Here is a 14,107-nt window from a genome sequence, read left to right as displayed (position 1 = left end):
GAATTAGAGCAAATGCTGACCTTTCAAGAGTTTTTTGCGGCTTGTGCTGGGTTTTGGACGACGGAAAGAACCTATCATTTTGTTCAAACTGGAGAGATTGAGCGGTCTTATACTGAGTTTCAAGTAGACGCGCTAACTGAAGCAGAAAAGCAGCGGATTTTGACTCCTGCGGGTCAGTCTTCAGAGGCGTTGCAGGTCAATTTTTCTAAGCTGGCAGACGAAGAGAAGCTGTGTCCCGGATTCGCGATCGCCTTCGACACCATCTCTGACAAAGGTGAACGGGTTGCCATGAGTTTAAACGCTTTGTTTATTCCCGATCGTTGTGTTGCTGCCGATGCCCCCTCACTGCCAATTCCGCCTGCGGCTGAGGTGCCTGATGGCGAGGTGATTCGAGGCTTCTACATGCGAGATGAAGGCTATTCAGAATCGGGTTCGATCGCAGGTCGTTTTACTTATCAACCGACTCGCCAAACGTTAGAAATGACGACTCACTACACGCGATCGGTCGCGGTCGATCAGATGCGGTTGCTCTCGCCAAATCTGCGGCTGCGAACGATCGTGACTTATCAGCGTCCCGATGAAGGGAGCATTCCTTCGGTGATAACGTTGATTGGGTTTGGAGTCGAGCAGAAGAAGTAGGGGGACAGATGGAGCGACGATCGTTTTTAACGGGGGCAGGGGCGCTGACCCTGGCAACGCTTTTAGCAGGATGCAATAGCCAAAATCAAGCAGCTTTAAGGATTCAGCTGTTAAAAAACTCGGTTCCGGCGCAGCTATTAGGTGCTTTTCGGAAGAGCTTGCAGGGTCAGTCAGTCAACCTTGATTTCAAGCCAGAAACCCAATTGCAGGCGCTGTTTACGCTTTTGCAAACCTGGAAGCAACTCGGCGGTCAGCCAGTCCCTCAGCGATTTCCGATCGAGATTCCGTTTCTCAGCCCAGCCTCTACCGCAACGCCTGCCGACCTCGTGACTTTGGGCGACTATTGGTTAGCCACTGCGATTCAACAAAAACTAATTCAGCCCCTTGACTCATCCTCGTGGCAGCAGTGGCAAAAATTGCCTGAAAAGTGGCGCGCGATCGTGACTCGCAGTGACCAGGGTTTGCCTAATCCCAAGGGCAAAGTTTGGGCGGCTCCCTACCGCTGGGGCAGCACCGTTATTCTCTATCGTAAAGATATTTTTCGCGACAAAAATCTTCAGCCCCCGACTGATTGGGGTGATTTGTGGCGAGACGATCTGCGAGGACACATTTCTCTGCTCGATCAGCCGCGAGAAGTGATTGGCTTGACGCTGAAGCGATCGGGCAAATCTTACAATACGATCGATTTGCAGTCCGTTCCTCAGCTAGAAGCCGACCTGCGATCGCTGCATCAGCAGGTCAAGTTCTATAGCTCTGATAATTATCTGCAACCTTTAATACTGGGCGACACCTGGGTAGCCGTGGGGTGGTCTACTGATGCGCTGCCGTTGATTCAGCGAAGTCAGCCGATCGAGGCAGTCTTTCCCAAATCGGGGACGGCAGTGTGGGCAGATCTGTGGGTGCATCCCGCTACGAGTCAGCCAGTGCAAGAGACCCAAGCGCTGCTTTCAAAGTGGATTAACTTCTGCTGGACTCCTGAAATCGCGCCTCAGCTTTCTTTGTTGAGTGATGCCGCTTCCCCTATTCTCACCGCGCTGGATGCAGCGACATTTCCCAAAGAGTTACAAAAAAATCCCTTACTCGTGCCCAACGCTGAACAATTGCTCGATCGCAGCGAGTTTCTAGAGCCTTTGCCCACCGCTACGGTTGAATCGTACCGTTCCCTTTGGGAACGGTTCCGTCGAGTGAGTTAGAACGACCTCGAAATCCTGCCTTGCCAGACGAATCGAGGGAAAGATTGCAGATCAGTGCAGAAGGAGTCGGGGAAGGTGAAGTTTGGGACAGGTCTGCTGAAGCCACTTTCACACCATGTCGATCGTTGAGTTCCCTTGTTCCAACAATATTTCCTTCAAAATCACAGGTGTAAGCAGCTAATAGCCCTCCCTGGCGATTGAAGACGCGCATATCGTAGCTATAACCACTGGCAACGGTGCCGATCTGCTGCACAAAGTCATAGCGCTCCAAATAATCTAATAGACTCCAAGCTTGCTGATTGACGACAAAATCAACTCGGCTAACGCTGCTTTTTTGATGGGGGCAAGCGAGCCAGGTGTCGAACAACTTGCTGCCAAACTGAGGTTCAGCCGAGATTTGGTCTCGCGTCCACCAAAAGCTAGGAACGGTGAGATGCGCTTGGGAGATCGAGCTATCTGTAATGCCCGAAGTAGACGGGCTGCATTGAGTTAAATCGAGAGGCTCTAAAGAGGGCTGTAGCTCAGATTGGGCAGATAAATGCGCGGTGACGGGCGGAATGTTTGCAGAAAATGCTGGCTGGCTTGCCCCAATCGCCATCCAAAGCAAACTCGCCATTAACGCTTGTGACCCGATCACCGCTGTTTGCCACAATTGTTCCATTGTCCTGCCTTGATTCATGCGCTCGAAACTCGTGTAGAACTATAACGTATGAGGATGTATCGCTCGTTCCTAGTCGGATGGTTAAGGCTGGTTTCAAACTCGTCTCCGCCCTTCGTCTCTGTATTTTACAAAAAATATTTCTGCTTGTCGGTATAGAAAATGTATCAAATGATGATGAATCCTCTTAATAATTCCTATGAATGACCCTTTACGTCGGTTAAAGTTTCTTCCCTGGATTCCTTTACTTCAGATCTCGTTGATCACCGTTTTGATCGCGATCGCGCTTGATGTGTTGCTGACTCGAACGGCGGTTGCGGTGCCTGTAATCTTAAATCTATTGAGTAAACTGCTGTCGTCCCCGATCGGAGTTTTAATCGGACTCGCCGTTCCGGTTGGGATTGGTGCCCTTGCGGTGGCAATTTTAGAGCGCTGGTTTCAGCAGGTGATGATCACGAATGCAACGTTGTGGGCGCTCGTTCCCTGTGTGGCGCTCTGGCTTTTTCTCAAATCATTGGTGCCGATTCCCACAGCGCTAGTTCCTGATATCAGCATTGTCTCGTTAGTTGGAGTCGTGCTCGGTGTCTTCTGGAAAGGGCGACCCTATTGGCGCTGACTGAGATTTTGCACTTGAACTAAAACTCTCTCGTTTCTAGCATTCACCCGCCCGTGATTGAAAATCACGGTCTAACGGTGCGAAGTCCACTAAAGGGACTGAGAGAGGGTTTGAGGTTTAGTCCGTTTCAACGGACTTCCCAAGGCTAGCCCGGAATTCCATTCACGGGCGGGACAGAACCGCAGCGAATAGACTGGTGCAAGATCCGAGCTGAGCTAGTCTTGCCACAAACGCCGTCCTGGTTTGCCATTCAATCGTTGATGAGTGTCTCTCAACAGGGTCGGAATATCAAGATTTTCCGGGCAGCGCGGCAGACAGTCGCCACAATCATTACACCGATCGGCTTTGTTGCCTGGAAACCAGTGTCCTGCATTCTCAAACATCCGATAGCGATATTCACCAAACTGGGTCATGTCGTAAGCGATCGCCAAATTTCGCAGTCGCAAAACTTCTGGAATGTGAATTCCTTCTGGGCAAGGCAGACACGCGTAACACTGACTGCACAAATCAGTTTTGAGGGTTTGGGTTTGGTGAGTGTGTAGACGATCTAGGACGATTGCCACTTCAGCCGTGAGAAAATTCTCTTGAGTCATCAACGGTAGATCAAGCTCTGTCGGGTTCGCTGCACCGACGCTGAGCGTTGTGACAGCCGGATTGTTGAGGAGAAATCGATAGTTCAACTCCAACGGCGAAAAAGGCGCGCAGAGGTCAATCAGAGTTTGCGGAGGGGTGTGGAGCAACCCCGCTTTATCTGCGGGAGAAATGATAAACACGCCCATGTCGTTCTGTTGGGCAAGCTCGATCGCGGCTGCATTGCGCTGGAAGAACAGCGAGTAATGTAAATTGACAAACTCAAAGAGATTCGTGGCGATCGCTGCCAAAATCACCTCTAAAAATCCGTGGGTCGAAAACCCTACATGGCGCACTCGTCGATCTGATACCGCTTGCCGCACTGCCTGCATACAGCCGTTTTCAGCCTCTACCCAAGCTAAATGCTCCCAAGTGTTTAAGCCGTGAATGGCGAGCATATCTAAATAATCGACGTTTAATCGCTGCAACGACTCTTCGATCTCCCGCTCCATCGTTGCCGCATCGGGAGTCGGAGAAATCTTGGTCGTGATGTAGAGTTCAGAGCGATTTAATCCATTTCGCAGTGCCGCCCCCAGAAACTCCTCGCTTTTGCCATAGCCTCTAGCAGTTTCTAAGTGATTGATGCCTAGCTCGATCGCTCGTCTGACCGTCTGTTCTGCCACGTCTTGAGAGGCTAGACAGCGCATCAGCCCTAACGAGAAAACCGAGAGCGAAAGATCGGTTTGACCAAAGCGACGATCGTTCACACTATTGGGCTTCTTCACTGCTAAATCGCCCACGTTGGCTAAAGTCTTCGGGGCTGAGTTGGTCTAGAAACTCACGGAAAGCTTTGCGTTCGGCTTCGTCAGCGTCACGATCGACCGGAATTGAGGCATCAGCAAGAACTTCTTCCATTACCCAAATCGGGCTATTGGTGCGGAGAGCAATGGCGATCGCGTCGCTAGGACGGGCATCAATTTCACGCTTTGCCTCACCCTGATTGACAATCAGCACCGCATAAAACGTATTATCTTGTAGAGAGTGAATAACCACTCGATCGAGTGCCATATCCCACGACTCCATCAGATTGACAAACAGATCATGAGTCAAAGGACGGGGTGGCACTTGATTTTCAAGAACGCTGATGATCGCTTTCGCCTGATCTTGCCCGATATAAATAGGCAATGCTCGACGGTCAGTGCCATCTTTGAGGAGCACGATCGGGCTACGGGTTGCCGCGTCTAATGCAATTCCAGCGACCTTCATTTCAATCATCGGTATAGCCTCTAGAACACTTGAAGCAGGAGAAACGTCGGATGTGTGAATCGTACAGAGTCAGTCAACTATTTAGCACACCCATTTTGGGGATGCTCAAACAGGGATGCAATACTAAGTATGCCCTGATCTCTGCCCTGATCCTAAATGATCCGCCTATAAATTTGACAAAATAAAGAAGACTTCTCGCGTCTATCAAATCTTCATAAAAAAGATTAGATTTGAGCGACTTTAGAAGATAGACCCCTGCTAGAAACCCTATCCTTCACACCCCCTTAAGACTTGTGTTTACAGGACTGATTCAAACCGTTGGCACCCTTCAAGCTCTGGGATCTGAACACCTACAGATTACTTGCTCAGACTCGGCAGCCGACCTGATTTTAAAAGACTTAGCGATCGGCGATAGTGTTGCCATCGATGGAGTTTGTCTTACCGTGACCGAGATGATGATATCGGGGTTTATCGCGGTTGTCTCTCCCGAAACGACAGAGCGCACGACCCTCTCACAGACGACGGGTGGCATCAAACAGGTCAACTTAGAAACCTCTCTGCGGGTCGGCAGTAAGCTAGGCGGTCACTTTGTCACGGGGCACATCGACGGCACCGGAACGCTCAAATCGGCAGTGCAAACCGCAAGCTCGTGGGAGATGACCTTTGCGACTACGAGCGATCGAGTCGCCCGATACATTCTGCCCAAGGGAAGTGTGGCGGTCAACGGCATCAGCCTCACCGTCGCCGACTGTGACCCTGCTGGCTCTTGGTTTATGGTGGCGGTGATTCCTCACACCTATGCAGAGACAAACCTCTGTCACCTTAAACCCGGAAACTGGGTGAATCTAGAGGGCGACATTCTGGGCAAATATGTTGAGAAATTTCTACGATCGGGATCACCTCCCACAGTTAACGGACTAGAAGTGACCCTTTCCCCCGACAGTATTAACCCCTCGTTTCTCGCAGAACACGGCTATTCATAAGCGATTTTCCTTAAGATTTAGCGTTGACTGCCCCTGGTTGAACTGGGGGCTTTTGTGCCGTCTGCAAAGACTTGACCAACTGCGCCAACGCATCTTCTAACTGCACGCCTGGATCTTGAGCAACCCAGCCTTCAGTGGTCAGTTGACGAAACTCAAAGTGCAGGTGAGGTCCCGTAGAGTTGCCTGTGCTGCCAACTCGCCCGATCGCAGCACCCTGTTTGACAATTTCTCCCGGTTTGACGAAGATCTCCGACAAGTGCCCGTAGAGTGTCTGCTGTTTGCCGTTGTCGTGTTCGAGGGCGATCGCTAAGCCATATCCGCCAAAAAAGTCTGCAAAGACGACTCGACCTGCTAGCGCTGCCAAAACTGGAGTTCCCATCGGTGCGCCTAAATCTGTCCCAGAGTGAAAGCGGGCATCTCCGGTAATGGGATGAATGCGCCAGCCGAAGACCGATGTGATCGCGGCTGGAATCGAGATCGGAAACATCAGCCGCAGATTTCCATTCCCCAAACGACTCAAAGGGCGAACGGTGCGATTGTAATAGTCCTTGACAAAGCCGTAGGCAGGAGCGGCGATCGCTGCACTTGACCCACTTGCCTCCGATCGGCTAGAAGACCGTTCGGTAACAGGTGCCGCGCTCACTTGCACAGCCTGATACCGTCCGCCTGTCCCCCCAGATTGCGCAGTCGGTGCGCTTGTCGGCACCTGAGTGCCACACGCTCCTCCTGCGATCGCTTGTCCTTGGTTGAGGGTGATCTCACAGCCCGACGATCGATTTGTAATCACGATCGTGCTGGGTGCCTCATAAGAATCTGAAGGCGCGATCGCAGCATTCTCAGTAGATTGCCCGTCAACTTGGTCTCGATTAGAGGCAGACAACTCAGGGACTGACTGGGGTGGCATCAATAATGCAGCGCTAGAACTCACCGGGATACGCTGCCCAACAGATACCCCAAGGGAGGCTGATTGGGCGGTTGCCGGAGTCGAGATGATCACTAGAGGAGCACTAGACGAAGCTTGAGCCATCGCTGCCCCGCTGCTCAAAACGCCGATTCCTCCCAGATAACCCAACCGTCTTAGCAAAGAACGCTGCCCCCAAAGATTTTGTGTGCGGATAGCGTTGGGTTGCTGAGTCATTTAAATCTCCTCATGTACTGATTGCTGCACTGTTAGATGTGACACTTGTCGAGAATGCCTATTGCTGAGTTCCAGTTTAGCGGGTGATCAAAAATTGTTCGCCTAGACAATAGTATTTCAACTACTCCCGTTTATTGCAGCTTGATGAGCAAGTCTACTCAGAGACAGTCTTCACAGCTTCTCTGAGCCTGCCGGACTTTCTCGCAAGGCAGCAGGAGTTTTTACCGCGACACTTAAGAATCGCGATCGGTTGCTAAAGTTAACATGAACCACCCGCAGTCTCTACTTAAGAATGCACATCTGGCACTGGCAAACCTGGAATGACTTACCCTACCTGACGTGCAGCCTGCTAGAGCCTTGGAAGCACGGGTTTTTTACCCAGCAGTTTGCGCCCCGATCGCCCTTCCAGATCACAGAGGCGCTGTATCCATTGGCTCAGGCATATCGGGCAAAACAGGTTCACGGCAATCTCGTGCTGGCACCGTCAGAAATGCCCTATCCCTTGAGTGACGAGAACTTACTGGATGCCGATGGGCTGATCTCAGAGCAAGCCCATCAAGCGGTGTGGGTTTGTTCTGCTGACTGCACGCCTGTGCTGATTGCAGATGCCAAAACAGGTCAGGTGTCTGCCGTCCATGCGGGGTGGCGAGGGACGGCTCAGAAAATTGTGCCTCGCGCGATCGCTCGTCTGTGCAGTCAAGGAAGCCAACTTCAAGATCTGCGAGTTGCGATGGGTCCGGCGATCGCAGGAGAAGTCTACCAGGTGTCTACTCGCGTTGCGGTTGAGGTCGGAGCCACAGTGATAGACATCGATTCGGAGAGTTCTTTAGACGCAAATGTAAAACGATTATTAGAGTTATCCCATTCTCCAGTGCTGTCTGACTCGACACCGGGGCGAGTGCGGCTAGATGTGCGGCGAGTAAATGCGCTACAGCTAGAGCAGTTGGGGATTAGTGAAGAACAGGTCGCGATCGCGCCTCACTGTACCTATCAAGACTCTGTTAATTTCTTCTCTTATCGACGGGAGAAGTTGAAGAAAGCCCAGTGGTCGGGCATTGTGAGCGGTTAGAGAAAGCGAGATTCAGACGGTTTGAATCCTTCGATTAGCGGTTGCCGTAATATTTTTCCAGCAGCGATCGCAGCATATCGACCATCGGAATTCCTTCTTCGACGGCTTTGGCTTTGATGGCTTTGTGCAACGGTTTAGCAATGTCTAACGTCAGCCGTTTCATCTTCACAGATTTCTCAGAAGTCTGCTCTTTAGCGGTCTTTTTAGAAACAGGTTCGGCTTCTTTTTCCACAGGTTCGGCTTCTTTAACTGACTCTACGACGTTTGTTTTCGCTGCCTTTTTAGACGCACGAGTCAATTTCTCGGCAATGGGTTCTGCGATGGCAACGGGGCTTGCAGCAGGCACTGACGCTTCAGGAGCAGGACTTTTTTCGACCCTGCTGTGGGTAGGGGCGGACAGTTGATCGGGCGTGGCGTTGGCTTTGGCTTTTTTTCTAACCATGTTCTGTGAATACGATTTAGTGGTCTTACAGAATATCGTATTTACAGAAGAAAGGATCGGTTTATTGACGAGAATCGTCTGGTCACTCAGTCTAAGTAAACTGCTGACTCAACGTTACCGGGTTATGAACGGTGATCTTTTTCTTGTGAATTGAGATCATTTCGTCTTGACGTAAATCGCCCAGCAGCCGAGTCACCGTGACGCGAGTTGACCCGATCGCTTCGGCAATCGCCTGATGCGATAACTTGAGGTCGATCGTGATTCCGTCTTGACTGGGCACTCCAAAATCGCGGCAGAGAATCAGCAAGAAACTCACCAGCCGCGACCCCATATCTCGATGCGCCAAAGTTTCGATCATCATTTCGGTTTGCAAAATCCGAGATGACAAGCCTCGCAGCATCAGCATCGATAGCTCAGGGTCGTCTTTAAGGGCTTTCTCGACTTGCTCGATCGGCACCGAGAGCAACTCAGCCGGGGTAAATGCAACAGCGTGATAGAAGCGATCGGCGCGTTGCCCTGTGATCAGAGACAACACTCCAAATACGCTGTTTTCGCGCAGCAAGGCGACCGTAATCTCTTCACCCGCCTCGTAAACTCTAGAGAGCTTGACTGCCCCTTTTAACAAGAAGTAAACCCGCTCTGCCGGATCGCCTGGAAAAAAAATCGTCTTGCCGCGCTCAAATATCTCTACGACTGGTGGAAAGGCTCCTCCGCCAAGTTGACGAAACATTGTTGCTAGGGGTCGCTCTTTGGTCACTACCATGTCCTTTGTCGTAACTCCTACTCTGGATCTCTCCACGTCATCAAGGGCGCGACTCATGTGAAACGTCTCTGTGAGAGATTGATGACTTTAGAACACTTAAACTCACTCTCGAAGTAGTTTTTGTGCTTAATACTACCTTATTTCTCTTAGCGTCTCGAATTTTTCAGAAAACTGGGTGGAACCCTTCTTTATGTTAAGTTTTTTAACGATTCAAGCGAGATTTTGCTCACCTCTCAGCGCTATTTGCTCGTCACCCGTCCACCTTCGCACGGTAGTCTTATAAATGATATTGAAATGAACGTCTATGTTGAATCTGACTGGAAAAAACGCCCTAGTGACTGGGATCGCAAATAATAAATCGATCGCGTGGGGCATTGCTCAACAGTTGCACAAAGCGGGAGCAAATCTCGGCATTACCTATTTGCCCGATGAACGGGGAAAAATGGAGAAAAAGGTTGCAGAGTTGGTAGAGCCGTTGCAGCCGAGCCTCTTTTTGCCATTGAATGTTCAAGACGACGACCAGGTTCAGTCTACCTTTAACACCGTGCGCGATAAGTGGGAGCGGTTAGACATTCTCATTCACTGTTTGGCGTTTGCGAGTAAAGATGATCTGTCGGGCGACTTTAGCAAAACGAGTCGATCGGGGTTTAATACCGCTCTAGACATCAGTGCCTATTCGCTGATCAAGCTGGCTGGAGCCGCAAAGCCTTTGATGACCGACGGCGGCAGCATTGTGACGCTGACCTATCTAGGCGGCGTGAAGGTGATTCCTAACTACAACGTGATGGGCATTGCCAAAGCAGCGTTGGAGATGAATGTGCGATATCTCGCGTCTGAGATGGGGGCACAAAATATTCGTGTGAATGCGATTTCAGCAGGTCCGATTCGGACATTGGCTTCGTCGGCGGTGGGCGGCATCCTGGATATGATCCATCACGTTGAGGCGGTGGCTCCCCTCAAACGGACGGTGACTCAAATCGAGGTCGGCAATACGGCGGCGTTTTTGTGTAGCGACTTGTCGAGCGGCATCACAGGGCAAGTGATTTATGTCGATGCGGGCTATGAAATCATGGGCATGACTGGGACAAAGCCAATCGCAGAGTAACGGTTTGACTTCCATTGCAATCAATCCGGTAGGGTTTGACAAATTGAAATGCTGCCGGATTTTTTAATGGCTGCGATCGCGTCCAAGCCGAGGAACCGTTTCTAACGTTAAGCTGAGTAAACGAGCTAAAAGGCTCTTAAACTCTCACTCAGGTTTTGATTGATTGGCTGAAATGGTTACTCAAACTGATTCTTTAATTTCTTTGTCGATCGCCCCCGCTCAAGTGATTCGAGGCACAGGCGCACTAGAACAGGTCGGTGATGCGATCGCTCGATTGGGTTCTCGTCCGCTGTTGGTAGGCGGAAATCACACGCTAAAAGTGATTCAGCCTCGTCTTGAGCCTGTGTTGGCGGCACAAAACTGCACGATCGCTCAGGCATCCTATGGGGCAGATTGCAGCGAGTCAGCGTTAGTGTCTCTCAAACAAGCCGTTGCCGCGCATCAAGCCGATTTGATTATTGGGATCGGCGGCGGCAAAGCGTTGGATGCAGCAAAGCTGCTGGCTGATCAGTGCAGGCTTGCGATCGTCACCATTCCCACATCGGGGGCGACCTGTGCGGCTTGGACAGCCCTCTCTAATATCTACTCAGACGCAGGCGCGTTTCTCTACGATGTCAGCTTGGCGCGATGTCCTGACTTATTGGTGTTGGACTACGATTTGGTTGCCACCGCACCTCAGCGGACGTTAGTGGCAGGAATCGGAGACGCGATCGCCAAGTGGTATGAAGCTTCCGTCAGTAGCGGTCAGTCAGACAAGACTTTTTTGATTGCAGCGGTTCAGCAAGCGCGAGTGTTGCGCGATATTTTGTTTCAAAAGTCGGCGATCGCGCTGCAAGAACCCGGAGGCGACGCGTGGCGAGAAGTCGTCGATGCCACCGTTTTGATGGCGGGTGTGATTGGCGGCATTGGCGGCGCACAGTGCCGAACGGTTGCGGCTCATGCAGTCCATAACGGGTTGACTCACTTGCTCGAAAGTCATGGCACGCTGCACGGTGAGAAAGTTGCCTTTGGCATTTTGGTGCAGCTTCGGTTAGAAGAAATGATTCAAGGAAATCGGTTGGCAACGACTTCGCGACAGCAGCTTTTAAAGTTTTATGGTGAGATCGGGTTGCCGCAGACGTTGACGGATTTGGGCTTGGCAGAAGTCTCGATCGCCAACCTCCAGCACGCCGCCGAAATCGCGTGCGCTGACTCATCTGATATTCACCGATTGCCGTTTAAGGTAGCTCCGACTCAACTGATGGCGGCGATGGTGTCTACTATGGCACCTTGTCACAATCTGAGGAATGAGGAGAGTTTTGAGGTAGAATACCCAACTCAAACCCTAAATCTCAACCCTTAAACTCTTCCCCTTGCCAGAGAAATTGCGCCATGAGCCTAAGCTGGATTACCCCCGCCGATCGTCTGCGAACGTTGCCCCCCTATGTGTTTGCGCGGCTAGACGAGCTAAAAGCCAATGCACGAGCGCAGGGCGTTGATTTAATTGATTTAGGAATGGGAAATCCCGATGGGGCGACTCCCCTGCCGATCGTCGAAGCCGCCATTGAAGCGCTCAAAGACCCCAAAAATCACGGCTATCCCCCTTTTGAAGGAACCGCCAGCTTTCGTCGCGCCATCACCAATTGGTATCACCGTCGCTATGGCGTGACACTTGACCCCGACAGTGAAGCCCTGCCTCTGCTTGGCTCAAAAGAAGGGTTGACGCATCTGGCACTGGCTTACATCAATCCGGGTGATTTGGTGCTGGTGCCAAGTCCTTCCTATCCGCCGCATTTTCGGGGTCCGTTGATTGCGGGAGCCGAGCTATATCCGCTGATTCTCAAAGCCGAGCAAGATTGGCTGATTGATCTAGCGGCAATTCCCGATCGGATTGCCGAGCGCGCCAAAATCCTCTATTTCAACTATCCGAGCAACCCGACGACTGCTACGGCTCCCCGTGAGTTTTTTGAGGAAATCGTCGCGTTTGCCCGTCGTTATCAAATCATGCTGGTGCACGATCAGGCGTATGCAGAATTAGCGTTTGACGGCTATCAGCCCACTAGTTTGCTCGAAATTCCGGGAGCGAGAGACATTGGCGTGGAGTTTCACACGCTGTCTAAAACCTACAATATGGCAGGTTGGCGAGTTGGATTTGTGGTGGGAAATCGTCATATTATTCAAGGGTTGAGAACGCTAAAAACAAACTTAGATTATGGGATTTTTGCGGCACTGCAAACGGCAGCCGAAACAGCGCTGCAATTACCCGACAAATATTTAGTCGAAGTGCAAGATCGCTATCGCACTCGCCGCGATTATTTGATCGAAGGACTGGGGAAACTCGGCTGGTCGATTCCTAAAACCCAGGCGACGATGTATTTGTGGATTCCTTGCCCACCCGGAATTGGCTCAACCGATTTTGCGCTATCGGTGTTGCAAAAAACAGGGATAGTTTTGACTCCGGGCAATGCGTTTGGGGCAGGTGGCGAAGGCTATGTGCGAATCAGCTTGATCGCGGAGTGCGATCGCTTGGGTGAAGCGTTAGAGCGCATGAAGCAAGCTAATATTCGCTATGATGCTCCAGCATTAGCGCTTTAGGAATGATGCTACAAACGATTCCCGTCGTCGATTTACAAGATTTTCGCTCTGATTCACCGCAGCGACAGCAGGATTTTGTGTTGGCGATCGGAGCCGCCCTAGAAGACATCGGATTCTTTGCGGTGGTCAATCATGGCGTTGACTCGGCTCTGATTCAATCTGCCTATCACGTCGCTCAAACATTTTTTGAGTTACCCGAAGCGGTGAAACGACAGTACGAAGATCCTCAACTCAACGGGCAGAGAGGCTTTACAAGCTTTGGTCGAGAACATGCCAAAGATCATCCTGTCCCGGATCTCAAAGAATTTTGGCATGTCGGCAGAGAATCCCATTTGCCGAATTTAAGTCCCGCAGAAGTCGCTGAATTTCAGCTTGTAATGAGCGAACTGTATGCCCAACTCGAAACCTGTGCTGCCAGTTTATTAGAAGCCTGTGCGCTGTATTTAGGCGAATCTAGAACGCTGTTGCGCGACCTGACGATCAACGGCGACACCATTTTGCGAGTCATTCACTATCCGCCCGTCTCGATCGAGGCACACCCTGCCAGTTTACGATCGGCTCCCCACGAAGACATCAATCTGATTACGCTCTTGTGTGAAGCTACCGCAGAAGGGTTAGAGCTTCTGCAACGAGACGGCACTTGGCGACCCATTCACGCCGTTGAAGGGCAGATCATTGTCGATAGCGGCGATATGTTGCAGCAACTCACAAATGGCTTACTCAAAAGCACAACGCATCGAGTGACCAATCCTGATAGCGATCGCACTCGTCGCTTTTCAATGCCCTATTTTGTGCATCCTAGACCCGAAGCCGATTTAACGCCTTTACTCAACTGCGTCACCCAAACCGGAGGTCAGGCAACCTTTCCCCCGATCACAGCAGGCGCTTATCTCCAACAGAGACTTCAAGAAATCGGACTCAAAGGAAAAGGATGAACGTTCATCTCGCCTTCATCCCCCGGCAGCAAAGGTTGCCATGATCAGCACCGATAGTAAAAGACCGGGAGACAGCATTAAAGCCAGCGTCAATAAATCGTGGGTCGTCATAACAGTCGTCTCCTTAAAAGGTGCGATCGGCAAAGGCTAAATTTG

The 14,107-nt window shown here is 51.1% G+C and carries 15 protein-coding genes; 9 read left to right on the top strand and 6 right to left on the bottom strand.

Going from position 1 to position 14,107, the window contains the following annotated elements; translation table 11 throughout:
- The first annotated feature begins 12 nt into the window (after positions 1-12).
- The gene (locus tag A8707_RS03915; RefSeq protein WP_068815309.1) at positions 13-639 is read left to right on the top strand and encodes a phycobiliprotein lyase; all 627 of its coding nucleotides are present in this window, start codon (positions 13-15) and stop codon (positions 637-639) included.
- Positions 640-647: 8 nt separating this feature from the next.
- Positions 648-1,832, top strand: a complete 1,185-nt coding sequence (locus A8707_RS03910; RefSeq protein WP_068815308.1) for a substrate-binding domain-containing protein — start codon at positions 648-650, stop codon at positions 1,830-1,832.
- On the opposite strand, the gene A8707_RS03905 is transcribed toward A8707_RS03910, so the two are convergent.
- Positions 1,780-2,493 (bottom strand): hypothetical protein, encoded by a 714-nt coding sequence (locus tag A8707_RS03905; RefSeq protein ID WP_068815307.1) that lies wholly within the window; start codon positions 2,491-2,493, stop codon positions 1,780-1,782. The genes A8707_RS03910 and A8707_RS03905 overlap by 53 nt on opposite strands.
- Before the next feature lie 196 nt (positions 2,494-2,689).
- Here A8707_RS03905 and A8707_RS03900 point away from each other — a divergent pair, with 196 nt between their 5' ends.
- Positions 2,690-3,106: a peptide chain release factor 1 gene (locus A8707_RS03900; RefSeq protein ID WP_068815305.1), complete on the top strand. Its 417-nt coding sequence runs from the start codon at positions 2,690-2,692 to the stop codon at positions 3,104-3,106.
- Between the two features lie 215 nt (positions 3,107-3,321).
- Here the strand turns inward: A8707_RS03900 and A8707_RS03895 are convergent, their stop codons facing one another.
- Both A8707_RS03895 and A8707_RS03890 read right to left on the bottom strand, forming a co-directional pair.
- Complete coding sequence (locus A8707_RS03895) at positions 3,322-4,461, bottom strand: aldo/keto reductase (protein WP_331711671.1); 1,140 nt, start codon at positions 4,459-4,461, stop codon at positions 3,322-3,324.
- A complete protein-coding gene (locus A8707_RS03890; RefSeq protein WP_068815303.1) occupies positions 4,445-4,951 on the bottom strand; it encodes a bifunctional nuclease family protein in 507 nt (168 codons plus the stop codon). The genes A8707_RS03895 and A8707_RS03890 overlap by 17 nt, the downstream gene beginning before the upstream one ends.
- A gap of 284 nt (positions 4,952-5,235) precedes the next feature.
- Between A8707_RS03890 and ribE the strand changes: the two genes are divergently transcribed.
- Positions 5,236-5,925 (top strand): riboflavin synthase, encoded by a 690-nt coding sequence (gene ribE / locus A8707_RS03885; RefSeq protein ID WP_068815302.1) that lies wholly within the window; start codon positions 5,236-5,238, stop codon positions 5,923-5,925.
- 10 nt (positions 5,926-5,935) lie between these two features.
- Here ribE and A8707_RS27430 read toward each other — a convergent pair whose 3' ends face one another.
- Positions 5,936-7,063 (bottom strand): M23 family metallopeptidase, encoded by a 1,128-nt coding sequence (locus A8707_RS27430; protein ID WP_082906210.1) that lies wholly within the window; start codon positions 7,061-7,063, stop codon positions 5,936-5,938.
- Positions 7,064-7,355: 292 nt separating this feature from the next.
- Here A8707_RS27430 and pgeF point away from each other — a divergent pair, with 292 nt between their 5' ends.
- Entirely contained in the window at positions 7,356-8,132 is a 777-nt protein-coding gene (gene pgeF, locus A8707_RS03875) for a peptidoglycan editing factor PgeF (protein ID WP_068815296.1), read from the top strand.
- A 34-nt stretch (positions 8,133-8,166) separates the two neighbouring features.
- On the opposite strand, the gene A8707_RS03870 is transcribed toward pgeF, so the two are convergent.
- Positions 8,167-8,574, bottom strand: coding sequence for a hypothetical protein (locus A8707_RS03870; RefSeq protein WP_068815294.1), 408 nt, complete (start codon positions 8,572-8,574; stop codon positions 8,167-8,169).
- 91 nt (positions 8,575-8,665) lie between these two features.
- Entirely contained in the window at positions 8,666-9,337 is a 672-nt protein-coding gene (gene ntcA, locus A8707_RS03865) for a global nitrogen regulator NtcA (protein ID WP_068815293.1), read from the bottom strand.
- Positions 9,338-9,641: 304 nt separating this feature from the next.
- Between ntcA and fabI the strand changes: the two genes are divergently transcribed.
- The 4 genes from fabI (at position 9,642) to A8707_RS03845 (ending at position 13,951) form a co-directional block, all read left to right on the top strand.
- Complete coding sequence (gene fabI, locus A8707_RS03860) at positions 9,642-10,442, top strand: enoyl-ACP reductase FabI (RefSeq protein WP_068815292.1); 801 nt, start codon at positions 9,642-9,644, stop codon at positions 10,440-10,442.
- Positions 10,443-10,614: 172 nt separating this feature from the next.
- Positions 10,615-11,784 (top strand): iron-containing alcohol dehydrogenase family protein, encoded by a 1,170-nt coding sequence (locus A8707_RS03855; protein WP_068815291.1) that lies wholly within the window; start codon positions 10,615-10,617, stop codon positions 11,782-11,784.
- A gap of 29 nt (positions 11,785-11,813) precedes the next feature.
- Positions 11,814-13,016 carry an aspartate aminotransferase gene (locus A8707_RS03850; RefSeq protein ID WP_068815290.1) on the top strand — a complete coding sequence of 401 codons (1,203 nt, stop codon included), beginning with the start codon at positions 11,814-11,816 and terminating at the stop codon, positions 13,014-13,016.
- A 2-nt stretch (positions 13,017-13,018) separates the two neighbouring features.
- Complete coding sequence (locus A8707_RS03845) at positions 13,019-13,951, top strand: isopenicillin N synthase family dioxygenase (RefSeq protein WP_068815288.1); 933 nt, start codon at positions 13,019-13,021, stop codon at positions 13,949-13,951.
- The last annotated feature ends 156 nt before the right edge of the window (positions 13,952-14,107 follow it).

Source organism: Phormidesmis priestleyi BC1401 (assembly GCF_001650195.1).
GTDB lineage: Bacteria > Cyanobacteriota > Cyanobacteriia > Leptolyngbyales > Leptolyngbyaceae > Phormidesmis_A > Phormidesmis_A priestleyi_B.
Note: the sequence above shows the minus strand (reverse complement) of the source record. Positions and strands in the feature narration are given on the sequence as shown.

What these genes read in the sequence shown, in the direction of transcription:
- A8707_RS03915 (WP_068815309.1), top strand. Translation starts at nt 13, where the DNA reads ATGCTGACCTTTCAAGAGTTTTTTGCGGCTTGTGCTGGGTTTTGGACG.
- A8707_RS03910 (WP_068815308.1), top strand. Translation starts at nt 648, where the DNA reads ATGGAGCGACGATCGTTTTTAACGGGGGCAGGGGCGCTGACCCTGGCA.
- A8707_RS03905 (WP_068815307.1), bottom strand. Translation starts at nt 2,493, where the DNA reads ATGGAACAATTGTGGCAAACAGCGGTGATCGGGTCACAAGCGTTAATG.
- A8707_RS03900 (WP_068815305.1), top strand. Translation starts at nt 2,690, where the DNA reads ATGAATGACCCTTTACGTCGGTTAAAGTTTCTTCCCTGGATTCCTTTA.
- A8707_RS03890 (WP_068815303.1), bottom strand. Translation starts at nt 4,951, where the DNA reads ATGATTGAAATGAAGGTCGCTGGAATTGCATTAGACGCGGCAACCCGT.
- A8707_RS27430 (WP_082906210.1), bottom strand. Translation starts at nt 7,063, where the DNA reads ATGACTCAGCAACCCAACGCTATCCGCACACAAAATCTTTGGGGGCAG.
- pgeF (WP_068815296.1), top strand. Translation starts at nt 7,356, where the DNA reads ATGCACATCTGGCACTGGCAAACCTGGAATGACTTACCCTACCTGACG.
- A8707_RS03870 (WP_068815294.1), bottom strand. Translation starts at nt 8,574, where the DNA reads ATGGTTAGAAAAAAAGCCAAAGCCAACGCCACGCCCGATCAACTGTCC.
- ntcA (WP_068815293.1), bottom strand. Translation starts at nt 9,337, where the DNA reads ATGGTAGTGACCAAAGAGCGACCCCTAGCAACAATGTTTCGTCAACTT.
- fabI (WP_068815292.1), top strand. Translation starts at nt 9,642, where the DNA reads ATGTTGAATCTGACTGGAAAAAACGCCCTAGTGACTGGGATCGCAAAT.
- A8707_RS03855 (WP_068815291.1), top strand. Translation starts at nt 10,615, where the DNA reads ATGGTTACTCAAACTGATTCTTTAATTTCTTTGTCGATCGCCCCCGCT.
- A8707_RS03850 (WP_068815290.1), top strand. Translation starts at nt 11,814, where the DNA reads ATGAGCCTAAGCTGGATTACCCCCGCCGATCGTCTGCGAACGTTGCCC.
- A8707_RS03845 (WP_068815288.1), top strand. Translation starts at nt 13,019, where the DNA reads ATGATGCTACAAACGATTCCCGTCGTCGATTTACAAGATTTTCGCTCT.